This is a genomic window from Streptosporangium sp. NPDC049248 (genome assembly GCF_040678965.1).
Lineage (GTDB): Bacteria > Actinomycetota > Actinomycetes > Streptosporangiales > Streptosporangiaceae > Streptosporangium > Streptosporangium fukuiense.
On record NZ_JBFAQY010000010.1, the window covers coordinates 253,708 to 269,628 of the forward strand.

The following is a 15,921-nucleotide window of genomic DNA, read 5'->3' on the forward strand; positions in this document are numbered from 1 at the left end:
GAATCAACAGATAAAACTCGGATCAAAGCCAACCTTTTTGCTGAGCCAATCGTATGGCGGTGATCCGGTTGGTCGCGCCCAGCTTGGTGATGGCGCTGGACAGGTAGTTGCGCACGGTGCCCTGGGTGAGATGGAGCGAGGCAGCGATCTCGGCGACCGAGGCCCCCTGCGCGGCCAGCTCCAGGGAGCCGCGCTCGCGCTCGGTGAGAGGACTCTCACCGGCCATCATCGCCGAGGCGGCCATCTCCGGGTCGAGGTAGCGCCCGCCCGACCAGACCTTGCGGATCGCCTTCGCCAGCTCATCGGCGGGGGTGTCCTTGGGGATGAAGCCACGCACCCCGGCGGCGAGCGCCCGCCGCAGGTAGCCGGGCCTGCCGAAGCTGGTCAGCACCAGCACCGCGTGGCCCGGCAACGTCTCGGCGACGCTCAGCCCGTCCATCCCCGGCATCTCGATGTCCAGCACGATCACGTCGGGCCGGTGTTCCCTCACGGCCTCGGCCACCAGGTCCCCCCTGGCCACCTCGGCCACCACCTCGATGTCCGGCTCCAGGCCCAGCAGGGTGGCGATCGCCCCTCTGACCAGGTGCTCGTCATCGGCCAGCAGTACCCGGATCATCGTGCTTCCTCCAGCGGAACCGTCGCCCGCAGCCTGAACTCCCCCGGGCCCCCCGGGCCTCCCGTGACGGATCCGCCGGTGGCGGTTACCCGCTCCGACAGCCCGATGAGACCGGTGCCGCCGACGCCGTCTATCTCGGCCACCCCGTCGTTGGTCATCTCCAGCACGGCGTTCCCCTCCTGGATCGTGATCGCGATCCGGCACCTGGTGGCGAAGCTGTGCCGCAGCACGTTGGTGGTGCCCTCGCGCACTACCCAGGCCAGCAGCGTGGCCGCCTTCTCAGGCACCTGATCACCCGGCTCCTTCAGCGTGCAGCGGACACCGCCCGCCTCCAGCACCGCGATCATCCCGCGCAGCTCGGCGGCGAGATCGACGGTCCGGTAGCCGCGCACCGCCGCGCGAATCTCCTTGAGCGCCTGCCGCGCCAAGGTCCGCACCTCCTCCATCTCCCCGGTGGAACGCCCGATGTCCACCCTCGACAGCTTGACGGCCACCTCGCTCTTGACCGCGATCGCGGTGAGGCTGTGCCCGACCAGGTCGTGCAGGTCGCGGGAGAAACGGAGCCGCTCCTCGGTGACGGCCAGCCTGGCCTGTGCTTCCCTGCCCTCCTCGGCGGCCCTGACCACCTGCCAGAACCAGAGCTGGAACCGGTTCGTCCACGGCGCCACCACACTCACCACGAGGTAGATGATGAGGAGGGGGCGGGGATCGTCCGCGTACGGCGGCGCGAACACGTTGGCGAGATCGGCGACCGGTGACGTAAGAAGCGGGCCGACGACGGCCGCGGCGACGCAGGCGGCGATCGTGGCGGACCTGTTCAGCAGCAGCGCGGCACCCGACGCCCATGCCGGGGCGAGCAGCCCCCAGGACCAGAGATGGCCGTCCTGAGTCAGCATGAGGACCACCGCGACCATGGCCGAGGTGAGGATCGCGCCTCCGGCGCTGCTCCCCGCCACCGCCGCCTGAAGGATCCTCAGGGAGAGGACTGTGAAAACCACCAGGCCGGGCACCCCGACAAGCAGTGGGGTGAGCGGGAGCCGCTCGTCCACCTTCGCCAGCGCGCCCAGGGGACCGGCCCAGGCCATGACGATACCCATGCTCAGGGAGAGAACGGTCATCCGGCGGAGCCGCTGGAGGTGTGACCGCTTCCTCCCCCGGGGAAGCGCGAAGGGGATGAGGCGTCCGAGACGCCTCATCCCTTTCCGGCTAGTTTCGGATGACATTTCGTAATCAACGCTATCCGCGCCGGGGCTCCCAGCGGAACAGCCACCGGGCCAGCAGCCCCGCCACCGCGATCCAGGCCAGCAGCATCGCCAGTGAGGGCAGTGCGGCCGCCCACTGCCCAGCCGTGCTCAACGCCTCCCCACCGCCGGAGACGTGGTCCCCGCCCAGGAAGGCGGTGCGTACGATCTCCACGACCGGGGTCGCCGGGAGCAGGGCGGAGACGGTGCCCAGCGTGCCGGGCAGCGCGTCGGAGGGAAAGGCGATCGGGGCGCCGACGAGCACGATCAGGAGCACCGGAAGCACCGTGACCTGGGCGACCTCGGCGTTGGGCGTGATCCCCGAGAAGGCGGCGCCCAGCAGGCCGAACAGCAGGACCCCCAGGACCACGGCGGTCACGAGCAGCGGCACGTTGGCCACCGTGACGCCCTCGGACCGCTGGATCCAGAGGGCCAGCAGCAGCACCTGGCCGAGATAGAGCACCAGCGCCCCGAGAGCACTGCCACCGAGGATCGCCAGACCGGACGGCTGGCCGGCGCGCAGCCTTTTGAGCACCAGTTCCTCACGCCGGGCGGTGAAGGAGTTCACCAGGTTGACGAAGACCGCGAAGGCCAGCATCAACCCCGGCACCCCGGTCAGCACGAACAGCCTTCCGGCCACACCGTCGATCTCCGCGTCACCGACGGTCTGGGTGAACGCCCAGGCCATCAGGAACGGCAGCAACAGCACGTTGAACAGGACCGTGGTGTTCCTGCCGATCAGGGTCAGGTCGAGCCTGGCGAGCCGTACCGCGTGCAGAACGTCGATCCTCATGACTACTCGACCTCTCCGGCGACTCGCATGAAGGCGTCTTCCAGGGTTCCGCGCCGTACGGCCAGCCGTTCCAGGCTCTCGCCCCGTACGTCGGCCCAGGCCAGGAGGTGCCGGACCGCCTCGTGCGCGCGGGTCTCCGGCCGCCCGACGGTCAGGGTGTAGGCGACCTCTGTGGCGCCGCCGTAGGTGAGCACGGGGGCCGCGCCGTCCAGCCGAGGGAGATCGTCGAAGCTCCAGGTGATGCCGGGAAGGCGGAAAGAGACCCGGTCACCGGCCCCGGCCACCACCTCCTCGACGGTGCCGTGCAGGTGGATCAGGCCCTCGTGCATGATGGCCAGCCTGTCGGCGAGACGCTCGGCCTCCTCCAGGTAGTGGGTGGTGAGCAGCACCGTGGTGCCCCCCACCCGCAGGTCCTCGATCACCTTCCAGGTGGCGCGGCGCGCCTCGGGGTCCATCCCGGTGGTCGGCTCGTCCAGGAAGAGCACCTCCGGCCGGGAGATCACCGCCAGCGCGAGGTCGAGCCTGCGCCGCTGGCCGCCGGAGAGCTGCCGGACCTTCGTCCTGGCCTTCCTCTCCAGCCCGGCCAACTCCAGCGCGCCCATGGTCTGCCGGTCCACGCCCCAAAAGCGCCCCAGCAGTCCGGAGCCCGCCGGCGGCTCTGTGGTGCCGGAGAGGGTGACCGGCCGGCCCGCGTCCTCGCTCAGTCCCTTCCACAGGCCGACGGTCTCGGCAACCGTGAGGTCACCGATGAACCCTCCCTCCTGCAGCATGATCCCCACCCGGGGCCGCAGTTGGCGGCGCTGGCCGACCGGGTCGAGTCCAAGCACTCGGACGGTACCGCCGGTCGCGGCTCTGAACCCCTCCAGGACCTCCACGGTGGTGGTCTTGCCCGCGCCGTTCGTGCCGAGCAGGGCGAACAGCTCGCCCCTCGGAACGCTGAAGGAGACGCCGCGCACCGCCTCGAAGTCGCCGTACGCCTGCCGGAGCCCGCCGACCTCGATCACGTTGTCGAGGCCGGCGGTCGCGGCGCCGGGCGGATCCGTCACCTGTGGTGTTCTCATGGCGACAATCGTCGTCTTCCCGCGTTTGAGCAGGTAGTCGCCAATATCACTGGAAAAATATGATCTTTAAGATCTTTTAGATGACAAATGTCAACTACGGGCGGGGCGGCAGCGCGGGGCGGCGGCGGGACGGCCGGGTGGAGGCGTCGGGCGGGGTCGCCGCCGGGCGCTCGTCCAGCGCGGCCAGCACGAGCCGTACCGCCTCCTCGATCTGCGGATCTCTGCCCGCCGCCCAGTCGTCGGGGCTGATGTCGATCTCGACGTCCGGCTCGACGCCGTAGTTCTCCACGCCCCAGCCGAGCCCCTCGAACCAGAAGGAGTACCTGGGCACGGTGATGTGCGACCCGTCGACCAGCCGGTGGCTGCCCTCGATGCCGATGACGCCACCCCAGGTGCGAGTGCCCACCACCGGTCCGAGCTTGTAGATCTTGAAGGCCGCGGTGACGATGTCGCCGTCGGATCCGGCGTTCTGGTTGGCGATCGCGACCAGCGGGCCGCGCGGCGCGTCCTCGGGATAGGTGATCGGCTTCATGCCCCTGGGCAGGTCCCAGCCGATGACCCGGCGGATCAGCCTCTCGATGACCAGCTCGGAGGTGTGACCGCCTCGATTGTTCCGTACGTCCACCACCAGCCCCTCGAAGGTCATCTCCCTGCGCAGGTCGCGGTGGAACTGCGCCCAGCCCTCGGCGACCATGTCCGGGATGTGCAGGTAGCCGAGGCGGCCGCCACCGAGCTCCCTGACCCGTGCCCGGCGCCCGGCCACCCAGTGCTGGTAACGTAGGCGCCTGTCGTCGCCGAGCGGCGTGACGACCACCCTCCGGCCACCGCCCAGGGTCAGCTCGACCGGCTTGTCCGCGGCGCCGACCAGCAGCCGGGCGGGACCCTCCGGTGGCACCGGGCGGCCGTCGACCGCGAGCAGCGCCTCTCCCTCCATGACCGCCGCCCCGGGCCCGGCCAGCGGCGAGCGGGCGTGCACGTCGGAGGACTCGGCGGGCAGCACCGTGTCCACCTGCCAGCGGCCGTCGGCCCCCAGGGAGAGATCGGCACCGAGCAGGCCGACCGGCTCCGAGGCCGGGTAACCCCAGGCCGCCGCGTCGACATAGGCGTGCGAGCTGCCCAGCTCCCCCACGACCTCCCAGAGCAGGTCGGCGAAATCGTCGGCGGTGGCGACGCGGTCCACCAGCGGCCGGTACTCCTCCAGCACGGCCTCCCATTCGACGTCGGCCATGTCCTCGACCCAGAAGTCGGCGCGCATCCGGCGGCCCGCCTGGGCGTAGGCGTGCCGGCGCAGGGCCTGAGGATCTGCGGTGATCCGGATCCTGGACAGGTCGACGGTCGTCTCGTCGCCGTTCTTGGTGCCCGGCTTGCCGGCGGCCGGGCGGACCGTGAGCGTGCCCTTGTCACTGACGACGAGTTGCGTGCCGTCACCGCTCACCCGGTACCAGTCGAGCTTGTCGACCACTTCCTCCCACTTGCGCTTGTCCAGGTCGTAACGGTCCAGCGCCGCCCGGGGCGCCTCGCTCCCCACCTCGTCCCTGTCCTCGCCGAGTTCCCCGGCCAGCGGCTCGCGCAGCCAGACGAACCCGCCCTTGACCGCCCGCAGGTCCGAATACCGTCCCTCGGGGACCGGCACCTGCACGACCCTGGCGGCGATGCCGTCCAGGTCCACGGTGATCGCGGCCTCGTCCCGCTTGTCGTCGTCACCGGAGTCGGCGACGGGCCGCCCCGCGGAGCTGGGCGCGAACGGGGACGGCGTGGAGGCGGCCAGCGGCACCAGATAGGGCCGGTAGCCGAGCGGGAAGGACATGTCGAAGGAGTGCGCGTCATAGATCGGGTCGAAGCCACGCCGCGACAGGAACGCCAGGTGGTCCCCGGCGAACGCGGGCGAGATGTCGGCGAACCTGCCGTCGGTGACATCGGTCACCACCCGGTCGGCCACCCTGGCCAGCCTGATCCTGCGCAGATGCTCGCTGTCCGGGTGTGACCAGGCCAGCCAGCCCGAATCCGGCGACCAGGCGAGACCCCGGATCTCACCGTGGGCCCTCGTCAGCTCCACCACCTCGCCGGAGGCCACGTCCACCAGGAGCAGCCGCCCGTCCCTGGCGCTCACCGCGATCGCGTTCCCGTCGGGTGCGACGGCCAGGTCCCCGACCTCGCCCAGCTTGCCCGCGGCGATCCTGCGGCTCTCCCCGCCCCCCGCGGGGACGATCTCCAGTCCCTGGGTCTCACCGTCGTCGAAGACCCACACCACCCGGTCGTCGCCGAGAAGGCGGGGCCGCCCGGCCGACAGGCCGGTGCTGAGCTGCCGCGCCGGGCCATCCCGATGGGTCACCCAGTGCACCGTCCCGGCGACCTCCACCACGCTGGCCCGCCCGGTGGCGTCCACGGCCAGGTCGTGCAGCCGCCTGCCCGCGTTGACCTGGTAGGGCTGCCGCCCCCGCAGCGGGGAGCCGAGCGTGACGTCGAGCTTGCGGGCCTCGGCGTCAAGGTCGTCCAGAAGGTAGAGGTCACCGGCGTTCTGGTAGACGATCCGTCTCCCGTCGGTGGCGGCGTTCCTGGCGTAGAAGGCCTCGTGGTCGGTGTGGCGGCGCAGGCCGGTGCCGTCCAGCTCACAGGAGTAGAGGTTACCGATGCCCTCGTGGTCGGAGAGGAAGGCGAGCCGGCCCCCGACGAGCATCGGATCGGCCAGCTGGCTGTTCAGATCGGTCAGGATCCGGGTGAAGTCACCCTCTCCCCGCCGCACCCACAGCCGGCCCGCCGTACCGCCCCGGTAGCGTTTCCAGGTCGCCGGATCACGGAAGAGCGCCGCGGTGAGAAGTGCCACCGCGTCTTCCGTGACCGAGAGGTCGTTGACCGGACCGTACGGCAGCCGCTCGACTCCGTCGCCGAGCGCGTAGGCCCAGGTCTGCCAGAGGAACGGCTGGCCGGTCGCGCTGGTCGCGAGGACCTCTCCCTCCGGTGTCCAGCCGCGCGCGCGGGTCCGCGCGTTCCCCCAGTAGGTCAGCCGCTCGGCGGATCCGGAGTCCAGATCCGCCAGGTAGATCTCGGAGGCGCCGTCACGAACGCTGGACCAGGCGACCTTGGTGCCGTCGGGTGAGAGGCGGGGATGGCTCGCGGGAGCCCGGTCGGCGGAGAGGCGCCACGCCCGGCCGCCGTCCGCCGGAGCCACCCAGACGTCGTCGTCCGCGACGAAGGTCAGTGTCTTGTGGGAGAGGTGTGGGTATCGCAGGTAGAAACCAGAAACCATTAACAAATCATATTGTCGACTATCAGGTGAATCGGGGGTAATTTTCGCCCCGGATAAGCTGGACGGCATGACGCGAGCTGACAGAGACAACCCGGTGGTGCTCTCCAAGATCTACACCCGCACCGGAGACGACGGCACGACCGCGCTCGGCGACATGAGCCGTACCCGCAAGACCGACCCTCGCCTGGCCGCCTACGCGGACGTCGAGGAGGCCAACGCGGCGATCGGTGTGGCACTGGCCACGGGTTCCCTGGAGGCGGACGTCACCGCCGTTCTCACCCGGATCCAGAACGAGCTGTTCGACGTCGGAGCCGACCTCTGCACCCCGGTCACGGAGAACCCCGAGTTCCCGCCGCTGCGGGTCGAGCCCTCCTACATCGAATGGCTTGAGGCGCGCTGTGACGAGTTCAACGAGCGCCTCAAGCCGCTGCGCAGCTTCATCCTGCCCGGCGGCACCCCGGCCGTGTCCTGGCTGCACGTCGCCAGGACCGTGGTCCGGCGGGCCGAGCGGACCGTCTGGTCGGCGATGGAGGCCCACGACGACGTCAACCCGCTGACCGCGAAGTACCTCAACCGGCTGAGCGACCTGATGTTCATCCTCTGCCGGGTGGCCGCGGGCGGCGACGAGATCCTCTGGAAGCCCGGCGGCACCCGCTGACGCGGAAAGGATCAGGCGACGTCGAGATGGGCGCTGGGCGGGGCGGACTCCAGCCAGGCCACGAAACCGGTCAGCGCGCGGTATCCCATGGCGAGTTCGAAGGCGCTCTGCCCGTTGCGGCACTCAAGCGCCGTCACCCCCTCGATGAACCCGAAGAACTCACCGGGGCCGACCTTACGACGGCCGGAAACGACAAGGCCGCGCCTCACGATGACGTGGCGCGGCCTTGGCAGCAGACCTATGAGCGGGATCCAGTTGAGGTGGCCGTCGGCATAGCGGGCCACTCCGACCCGCCACCCTCGCTCCCTCGACATGGGGCGCAGGCAACACAGCACCGATCCTCGGAAGCGGGTCAGGATGAGCACCCTGAGCGCCAGGAGGGCGACGAGCAGCCCCACCACGATGAGTACGTCCAGCACCACCATGTCTGCCCGCCCCCCAACAAGCCCTTACCGCTGAGAAGCCGAATTTATCCGACTTCTTCTCCGGCCGCGCGCAGCCGGGCCCTGGCACGCTTGGCCTCGGCAGCCGCGTCCGCGTCTTCCTGGCCGGACTCGACCGAGGCCTGAGCCCGCTCCAGCGCGCTCCTGGCCCGGGCGATGTCGATCTCGGAACCAAGCTCGGCGATCTCGGCCAGGATCGACACCTCGTCGTCGGCCACCGAGAGGAATCCTCCGTGGACGGCGGCGACGAGATCGGCTTCGCCGTCACCTCGCTTGATCTTCAGCAGCCCGCCCTCGACGAGAACGCCGAGCACGGGTGCGTGTTTAGGCATGATACCGATCTCGCCGTCGACGGTCTTGGCAATCACCATGTCGGCCTCGCCGGACCAGATCTCCCGCTCCGGGGAGACGACGCCTACTCGCAGCTTCGCCACTTTCTCTCCAGTTCCTTATCGAACCAGGTGCCGGTACGACCGCGTGACCGTACCGGCACCGAAGGCGACTAGCGGGCGAGTTCCTTGGCCTTGGCCACGGCCTGGTCGATGCCACCGACCATGAAGAACGCCTGCTCGGGCAGGTGGTCGTAGTCGCCGGCGCACAGGCCCTTGAACGAGGCGATGGTCTCGTCCAGCGGCACGTTCTCTCCGGGCTGACCGGTGAACGCCTCGGCGGCGTACATCGGGTGGGACAGGAAGCGCTCGATACGACGGGCCCGGTTGACGGTGACCTTGTCCTCTTCGGAGAGCTCGTCGATACCGAGGATCGCGATGATGTCCTGCAGTTCCTTGTACTTCTGCAGGATCCGCTTGGTCTCCTGAGCCACCCGGTAGTGCTCCTCGCCCACGATCAGCGGGTCGAGGATCCGCGAGGTGGAGTCGAGCGGGTCCACCGCGGGGTAGATGCCCTTCTCCGAGATCGGCCGCGAAAGCACGGTCTGCGCGTCGAGGTGCGCGAACGCGTTGTGCGGGGCCGGGTCGGTGATGTCGTCCGCGGGGACGTAGATCGCCTGCATGGAGGTGATCGAGTGACCGCGGGTCGAGGTGATGCGCTCCTGCAGAACACCCATCTCGTCGGCCAGGGTCGGCTGGTAACCCACCGCGGACGGCATGCGGCCGAGCAGGGTGGACACCTCGGAACCGGCCTGGGTGAACCGGAAGATGTTGTCGATGAAGAGCAGCACGTCCTGCTTCTGCACGTCACGGAAGTACTCCGCCATGGTCAGGGCGGAGAGCGCGACGCGCAGACGGGTGCCCGGGGGCTCGTCCATCTGGCCGAAGACGAGGGCGGTGTCCTTGAGGACGTTCGCCTCCTCCATCTCCAGCCAGAGGTCGTTGCCCTCACGGGTGCGCTCGCCGACGCCGGCGAACACCGAGGTGCCACCGAAGTTGCGGGCGACCCGGCGGATCATCTCCTGGATCAGCACGGTCTTGCCCACGCCCGCGCCGCCGAACAGGCCGATCTTGCCACCCTGCACGTACGGGGTGAGCAGGTCGATGACCTTGATGCCGGTGGTCAGCATCTCGGTGCGCGACTCAAGGGTGTCGAAGGCGGGCGAAGGGCGGTGGATGCCCCAGCGCTCCTCGATCTTGAGCGACGCGGTGGGCACGTCCAGCGCCTCGCCGAGCGTGTTCCACACGTGGCCCTTGACGACGTCGCCGACCGGCACGGAGATGGCCGCGCCGGTGTCGGTCACCGCCGCACCACGGGTCACACCGTCGGTGGGCTGCATGGAGACGGCCCGGACCAGGTTGTCACCCAGGTGCTGGGCGACCTCCAGGGTCAGCAGCTTGGTCTCCCCGGCGAGGGTGACCTCGGTGGTGAGCGCGTTGTAGATATCGGGCATCGCCTCGACGGGGAACTCCACGTCGACGACGGGACCGGTGACCCGCGCGACGCGGCCCACGCCGGTCTCAACAGTCTGTGCAGTCATTTCACTCTTTCCCCGCTGCGGCGTCAGCCAGCGCGCTCGCGCCACCGACGATCTCGCTGATTTCCTGGGTGATCTCGGCCTGGCGAGCTTGGTTCATCTGCTGGGTGAACGTTCGGATGAGCTCGTTGGCGTTGTCGGTCGCCGACTTCATCGCCCGGCGACGTGACGCCTCCTCCGAGGCCGCCGACTGGAGCAGCGCGCTGAAGATGCGCGACTCCACATAGCGCGGCAGCAGCGTGTCGAGGACATCGGCCGCGCTGGGCTCGAACTCGAAGTACGGCAGTGGCGTGCTGTCCACCGGCTCGACGGTCTCCTCGACCTCCAGCGGCAGGATTCGCTTGATCACGACCTCCTGCGTCAGCATCGAGACGAACTGGGTCGAGACGATGTGGATCTCGTCCACCCCGTCCTCGGCCGAGAACGAGTCGATCAGCACTCCGGCGATCTCCTTGGCGTCCGAGTAGGCGGGCTTGCGGGAGAACCCCGTCCACTGCCCGCTCATCTCACGGCCACGGAAGCTGTGCCAGGCGACACCCTTGCGGCCGGTCACGAAGGGCACGGGCTCGATGCCCCTGTCCTTCAGCAGACCGGCAAGAGCCTCGGCCTCACGCAGCACGTTCGCGTTGAAGCCGCCACAGAAGCCGCTGTCGCTGGTGACGATGAGCACGGCGGCCCTGGCGGGCCGCTCCTTCTCCACGGTCAGCGGGTGGTCGACGCTGGCGGTGTTGCTGACGACGCCCGTCACGGCGCGAGTGATCTCGCGCTCGTACGGCACCGCCGCCTGCATCCGCAACTGCGCCTTCACGATGCGCGATGAAGCGATGAGCTCCTGGGCGCGCGTGATCTTCGCCGTTGACTTGACCGACTTGATCCGCCGCCGCAGCAGTCTTAGCTGGGCACCCATCGGCTACTTCTTCTCAGCCGTACGGACGCGCTTGGTGATCTTTTCCTGGCCGACCTCTTCGGCGCCGAGCGCCTCGACCGGCTCCTCGTTGACCAGCAGCTCGCCCGCGGAGGTCTCGAAGGTCCTCTTGAACGCGGTGACGGCGTCCTTGAGAGCGGTGACCGTGTCCTCGGACAGGGCCTTGGTCTCGCGGATGCTGTCGAAGATGCCCTTCTTCTCCCGGCCGATGTAGTCCAGGAACTCCGCCTCGAAACGGCGGATGTCCTCGACCGGGACCTCGTCGAGCTCACCGGTGGTGCCGGCCCAGATGGAGACGACCTCCTGCTCGACCGGGAAAGGGCTGTACTGCGGCTGCTTGAGCAGCTCGACCAGGCGCTGGCCGCGCTCCAGCTGGGCCTTGGAGGCCGCGTCCAGGTCGGAGGCGAAGGAGGCGAAGGCCTCCAGGTCCCGGTACTGGGAGAGCGACAGGCGCAGCGTGCCGGCGACCGACTTCATCGCCTTGGTCTGGGCCGAGCCGCCGACTCGGGAGACCGAGACACCGACGTTGATGGCGGGACGGACACCGGCGTTGAACAGGTCCGTCTCCAGGAAGACCTGGCCGTCGGTGATGGAGATGACGTTGGTCGGGATGAACGCCGAGACGTCGTTGCCCTTCGTCTCGATGATCGGCAGACCGGTCATCGAGCCGGAACCCATCTCCTTCGACAGCTTCGCGCAGCGCTCCAGCAGGCGGGAGTGCAGGTAGAAGACGTCGCCGGGGTAGGCCTCACGGCCCGGCGGACGACGGAGCAGCAGGGAGACCGCGCGGTAGGCGTCGGCCTGCTTGGTCAGGTCGTCGAAGACGATGAGAACGTGCTTGCCCTGGTACATCCAGTGCTGGCCGATGGCCGAACCGGTGTAGGGGGCGAGGTACTTGTAACCGGCCGGGTCGGACGCCGGAGAGGCGACGATGGTGGTGTACTCCAGCGCGCCCGCCTCCTCAAGGCGAGCCTTGACCTGGGCGATCGTGGAACCCTTCTGGCCGACCGCGACGTAGACGCAACGGACCTGCTTGTCCGGGTCGCCGGAGAGCCAGTTCTCCCGCTGGTTGAGGATGGTGTCCACGGCGATCGCGGTCTTGCCGGTGCCACGGTCACCGATGATCAGCTGGCGCTGGCCACGGCCGATCGCGGTCATCGCGTCGATCGCCTTGATGCCGGTGGCGAGGGGCTCCTTCACCGGCTGGCGCTGCACGACGGAAGGCGCCTGAAGTTCGAGGGGACGAACACCCTCGGACTCGATGGCACCCTTGCCGTCCAGCGGATTGCCCAGCGGGTCGACCACTCGGCCGAGGAAGCCGTCGCCGACCGGCACGGACAGGACCTCGCCCGTCCGGCGGACCGACTGGCCCTCCTCGATCTTGCTGAAGTCGCCCAGAACAACGACACCGATCTCCCGGACGTCCAGGTTCAGTGCCAGGCCACGCGTGCCGTCCTCGAACTCAAGCAGCTCGTTCGCCATCGCCGAGGGAAGGCCGGAGACATGGGCGATACCGTCGCCGCAGTCGACGACGGTCCCGATCTCCTCACGCGCGGCGCCTTCCGGCTCGTACGCCTGGACGAAGCGCTCAAGTGCGTCCCGGATCTCGTCCGGCCGGATCGTAAGCTCCGCCATCTCTCTTCAGTCTCCCTATTCGCCTAGCCGGCCAACCGGCGGCGGACTTCTTCGATTCGTCCCGCGATGGTGGTGTCGATGAGATCGTCCCCGATGTGCACCGAGAACCCTCCCAGCACCCGCGGATCCACCTCGACGTTCAGATGAACGTCGCGGCCGTACGAGGTGCGCAGCCACGTGGCGAGACGCTGCTTCTGCTCCTCTGAGAGCACGATGGCGCTGCGCACCACCGCGACGAGGCGCTGCCGCTGGGCGGCGACCAGCTTTCCGAACTCCTCAAGGCCACTGTCCAGGCTACGTCCTCGCGGGTGTACCACGAGCTGCGTGACCAGGCGGAGAGTGGTGGGGGCGACCTTGCCGGCGAGCAGGGAGCCCAGCAGCTCCCGCCTGCCCTGCTCCGGTGCCGCCGTGGAGGTCAGGGTCCGGTGCAGTTCCAGGTTCGAGGCGACGATGCGCCCGAACCTGAACAGCTCGTCCTCGACGTCGTCGAGCCTGCCCTGCGCCTCGGCCTCCGCGGAGGCCGCGATGACACCGAGACGCTCAAGCGCGTCGGCCAGGTCGCCGGAGCGGGCCCACCGCGCGGACACGGCCGCGACGACCGTCTCCAGCGCGGCATCACTGACCTTGCCCTCCAGCAGCACCCGGACGACCTGCGCCTTCTGGGCCGCGGGCCGGGCGGGGTCGGAGAGGTTGCGGCGGAGCCCGTGCTCACGGTCGAACAGGTCGGCGACCGAGAAGAGCTCGTCGGCCAGCGTGCCGAGGTCGGCGCTCCCCGCGACGGCGTTGAAGCGCTCTTCGACCTCGGCCAGCGAAGCCCTGCTCAGACCTCTCATCAGCGGACCGCCGCGCTGCTCGACTCGAGCTCCTCAAGGAACCGGTCCACGGTGCGGCGCTGGCGCGCCTCGTCCTCAAGGGACTCGCCGACGATACGGCCGGCCAGATCGATCGACAGACGGCCGAGCTCCGCGCGGAGCTGGGCGAACGCCTGCTGACGGTCGGCCTCGATCTGCAGGTGCGCGGCCTCGACGAGACGGCGGGCCTCGGCCTGCGCCTCCTCACGGAGCTCGGCCTTGATCTGCGCACCCTGCTCGCGAGCCTCCTCACGCAGGCGGGAAGCCTCGTGACGAGCCTCGGCGAGCTGGTCCTTGTACTGCTTGAGCAGCGCCTGGGCCTCGGCCTGGGCGTCCTCGGCTCGCTTGATGCCGCCCTCGATCGCATCGGTCCGCTCGGCCAGGGTCTTCTGGATTCGCGGGGTGAGGATCTTACCGACGACGAAGAGGACGACGAAGAACGCGAAACCGCCGACGACCAGCTCGTAGAGGTGCGGCATGATCGGGCTGGAGCCCTCGGCCGCCAGGAGCGTAGCTGCGGATGTCATCGATGCAGCCTTCCGTCAGGGTGTATTCGATCAGTAGATGAACGGCGCGACAAGGCCGATCAGGGCCAGCGCCTCGACGAGCACGAAGCCCAGCAGCATGTTCTGGCGGATCAGGCCGTAGGTCTCGGGCTGGCGGGCGATGGCCTGCAGACCGTTACCGAAGATGAGACCGACACCGATGCCGGGGCCGAGCGTGGCGAGCCCGTAACCGATGGAGCCGATGTTGCCGGTGACCTCAGCGAGGATGCTCATTGCTGTTTCCTTTACAAGATGGCCGGTGAACGGGTCTCACCGGTCTGAACTGGAGGAGAAGGGTCTTAGTGCTCGGCGTGCAGCGAGCCGCCGATGTACATCGCGGCGAGCAGCGCGAACAGGAAGGCCTGCAGGAACTGGATGAACATCTCGAACGCGGTCATCGCGATCGTCATGATGACGGCGACGACACCGACCGGAGCGCCGAGCGGCGTGAGCTGCTCGAAGAGGAACCAGAAACCAACGGCGCTGAAGAAGGCCAGGATGATGTGGCCCGCGAACATGTTGGCGAAGAGTCGCACCGCGTGGGTGAACGGCGCCACGATCATGTTGGAGAGGAACTCGATCGGCGCGAGCAGCACGTAGATCGGCTTGGGCAGGCCGGGGGGGAACATCATGTTCTTGAAGTAGCCGAGCCCCCCCTGGTGCTTCATGCCCAGGTAGATCTTCAGCACGTAGACGCTTACCGCCAGGACGATCGGGAAGGCGATGTGCGAGGCGATCGGGAACTGCAGGAAGGGGACGACCCCCATCAGGTTCCAGATCCAGACCAGGAAGAACAGGCTCAGCAGCAGGCCCATCCAGCGGTCGGCGTCCTTGCCCAGGAAGGGACGGGCGACCTGGTCGCGGACGAACATGTAGCCGTACTCACCGATGTTCTGGATGCCCCTGGGCACCAGCTTCGGGTTGGCGAAGGCCGACCAGCAGAAGGCTATGACCACGATCGAGCTCAACAGGGCGAGCAGCACCGGCTTGGTGAACCAGGTGACGCCGGGAATGATCGGGGGGAGATCGAACAGCTCAAGCCCCGGGGCCTTGAACTCGTCGGCGGCGAGGACCGTCAGCGCCTTCACGCGGCGTTCCCTTCAACGTGGTAGTGGATCAAGACTGCTTCGTCAGCGAAGCGACCGCCGCGCGAGGTCAGCGACCGTATTTCCGGTAGACCAGGTAGATGGCGAGAACGACACCGACGATCACTCCGATCGGTGTGAACACGGCCACGCCAGTCCAACGGCTCAGCAACCAACCGCCGCCGCCGTACAGGATGATCCCGGAGAGAATGTAGCTGGGAACCGACCAGGCAGCGTTGGCGAAGTCGCGGCCATCGCTCTCGGGCCTGCGTTCTTGTTCGCTCATTGCGGGCATGACAATAGCAGCCGGGGAGATGACTAGTCATATCGGGTCCCGTCGCCCGGTCATGATACGCCTCATCGGGGGCCGCCCTGTCCGGGAACCGCGGCACTCGGGTCGACATAGAGCATCTTCGTTTTCACGAAGCCCCGCATCTCGCCGGCCGTCCAGACGACGGTGCAGATGATCGCCGACCAGCCGAAGGCGCGCGGCTCGAACGCGGTGGCGCTCTCGAACACCTTGAGGAGCGCCATGATGATCAGGACCTTCACCGCGTAGGTGGCGATCGCGGTGACCATCATCACGACGGGAGAGACCCGGCTCGCGGAGGAGACCGCGACCAGGCTGATCGTGAAGAAGACCGCCACCACCAACAGGCCGATCGCGGCCCCCAGAGCCCCCTTGGCACCGGAGAGCAGAGCCGTCGCGAGGATGACGACCGCACCCGCGGCGGCGGTGGGTATCACGGCCCCTTTGAGGACGCGCACGTCATTGGCCTGCATCGGCACTCCCAGTGACTGTTATCAAGCGAGCGATTGCTACCTCACAGATCCAGCTGAACCATGGATCCGTTAGTGAAAGCTATCACAAGCTCATGGAAGAGCGCCTTTACC

The 15,921-nt window shown here is 68.5% G+C and carries 17 protein-coding genes; 1 reads left to right on the forward strand and 16 read right to left on the reverse strand.

Going from position 1 to position 15,921, the window contains the following annotated elements:
- Nucleotides 1-22 precede the first annotated feature (22 nt).
- The 5 genes from AB0K21_RS20815 to AB0K21_RS20835 form a co-directional block, all read right to left on the reverse strand.
- Nucleotides 23-616: a response regulator transcription factor gene (locus AB0K21_RS20815; RefSeq protein WP_343975617.1), complete on the reverse strand. Its 594-nt coding sequence runs from the start codon at nucleotides 614-616 to the stop codon at nucleotides 23-25.
- The gene (locus tag AB0K21_RS20820; RefSeq protein WP_343975620.1) at nucleotides 613-1,734 is read right to left on the reverse strand and encodes a histidine kinase; all 1,122 of its coding nucleotides are present in this window, start codon (nucleotides 1,732-1,734) and stop codon (nucleotides 613-615) included. The genes AB0K21_RS20815 and AB0K21_RS20820 overlap by 4 nt, the downstream gene beginning before the upstream one ends.
- A 118-nt stretch (nucleotides 1,735-1,852) precedes the next feature.
- Entirely contained in the window at nucleotides 1,853-2,650 is a 798-nt protein-coding gene (locus AB0K21_RS20825; RefSeq protein ID WP_343975623.1) for an ABC transporter permease, read from the reverse strand.
- A gap of 2 nt (nucleotides 2,651-2,652) precedes the next feature.
- The gene (locus AB0K21_RS20830) at nucleotides 2,653-3,711 is read right to left on the reverse strand and encodes an ABC transporter ATP-binding protein (protein WP_343975626.1); all 1,059 of its coding nucleotides are present in this window, start codon (nucleotides 3,709-3,711) and stop codon (nucleotides 2,653-2,655) included.
- Between the two features lie 94 nt (nucleotides 3,712-3,805).
- Entirely contained in the window at nucleotides 3,806-6,958 is a 3,153-nt protein-coding gene (locus AB0K21_RS20835; RefSeq protein ID WP_343975629.1) for a S41 family peptidase, read from the reverse strand.
- A gap of 67 nt (nucleotides 6,959-7,025) precedes the next feature.
- Here AB0K21_RS20835 and AB0K21_RS20840 point away from each other — a divergent pair, with 67 nt between their 5' ends.
- Nucleotides 7,026-7,616 (forward strand): cob(I)yrinic acid a,c-diamide adenosyltransferase, encoded by a 591-nt coding sequence (locus AB0K21_RS20840; RefSeq protein WP_343975632.1) that lies wholly within the window; start codon nucleotides 7,026-7,028, stop codon nucleotides 7,614-7,616.
- 11 nt (nucleotides 7,617-7,627) lie between these two features.
- Here AB0K21_RS20840 and AB0K21_RS20845 read toward each other — a convergent pair whose 3' ends face one another.
- The 11 genes from AB0K21_RS20845 to AB0K21_RS20895 form a co-directional block, all read right to left on the reverse strand.
- The gene (locus tag AB0K21_RS20845; protein ID WP_343975635.1) at nucleotides 7,628-8,041 is read right to left on the reverse strand and encodes a DUF2550 domain-containing protein; all 414 of its coding nucleotides are present in this window, start codon (nucleotides 8,039-8,041) and stop codon (nucleotides 7,628-7,630) included.
- A gap of 44 nt (nucleotides 8,042-8,085) precedes the next feature.
- Entirely contained in the window at nucleotides 8,086-8,493 is a 408-nt protein-coding gene (locus tag AB0K21_RS20850; RefSeq protein WP_343975638.1) for a F0F1 ATP synthase subunit epsilon, read from the reverse strand.
- A gap of 68 nt (nucleotides 8,494-8,561) precedes the next feature.
- Nucleotides 8,562-9,989, reverse strand: coding sequence for a F0F1 ATP synthase subunit beta (gene atpD / locus AB0K21_RS20855; protein WP_343975641.1), 1,428 nt, complete (start codon nucleotides 9,987-9,989; stop codon nucleotides 8,562-8,564).
- A 1-nt stretch (nucleotide 9,990) separates the two neighbouring features.
- A complete protein-coding gene (locus tag AB0K21_RS20860) occupies nucleotides 9,991-10,893 on the reverse strand; it encodes a F0F1 ATP synthase subunit gamma (protein ID WP_343975644.1) in 903 nt (300 codons plus the stop codon).
- A gap of 3 nt (nucleotides 10,894-10,896) precedes the next feature.
- Complete coding sequence (gene atpA / locus AB0K21_RS20865) at nucleotides 10,897-12,546, reverse strand: F0F1 ATP synthase subunit alpha (RefSeq protein ID WP_343975647.1); 1,650 nt, start codon at nucleotides 12,544-12,546, stop codon at nucleotides 10,897-10,899.
- Nucleotides 12,547-12,569: 23 nt separating this feature from the next.
- Entirely contained in the window at nucleotides 12,570-13,379 is an 810-nt protein-coding gene (locus AB0K21_RS20870; protein WP_343975650.1) for a F0F1 ATP synthase subunit delta, read from the reverse strand.
- A complete protein-coding gene (locus AB0K21_RS20875) occupies nucleotides 13,379-13,924 on the reverse strand; it encodes a F0F1 ATP synthase subunit B (protein WP_343975653.1) in 546 nt (181 codons plus the stop codon). The genes AB0K21_RS20870 and AB0K21_RS20875 overlap by 1 nt, the downstream gene beginning before the upstream one ends.
- A gap of 30 nt (nucleotides 13,925-13,954) precedes the next feature.
- Entirely contained in the window at nucleotides 13,955-14,176 is a 222-nt protein-coding gene (atpE, locus tag AB0K21_RS20880) for an ATP synthase F0 subunit C (RefSeq protein WP_343975656.1), read from the reverse strand.
- 65 nt (nucleotides 14,177-14,241) lie between these two features.
- Nucleotides 14,242-15,030 (reverse strand): F0F1 ATP synthase subunit A, encoded by a 789-nt coding sequence (gene atpB, locus AB0K21_RS20885; protein WP_343975659.1) that lies wholly within the window; start codon nucleotides 15,028-15,030, stop codon nucleotides 14,242-14,244.
- A 67-nt stretch (nucleotides 15,031-15,097) separates the two neighbouring features.
- The gene (locus AB0K21_RS20890; RefSeq protein WP_343975662.1) at nucleotides 15,098-15,313 is read right to left on the reverse strand and encodes an AtpZ/AtpI family protein; all 216 of its coding nucleotides are present in this window, start codon (nucleotides 15,311-15,313) and stop codon (nucleotides 15,098-15,100) included.
- 71 nt (nucleotides 15,314-15,384) lie between these two features.
- Nucleotides 15,385-15,810, reverse strand: coding sequence for a hypothetical protein (locus AB0K21_RS20895; RefSeq protein WP_343975665.1), 426 nt, complete (start codon nucleotides 15,808-15,810; stop codon nucleotides 15,385-15,387).
- Between the last annotated feature and the right edge of the window lie 111 nt (nucleotides 15,811-15,921).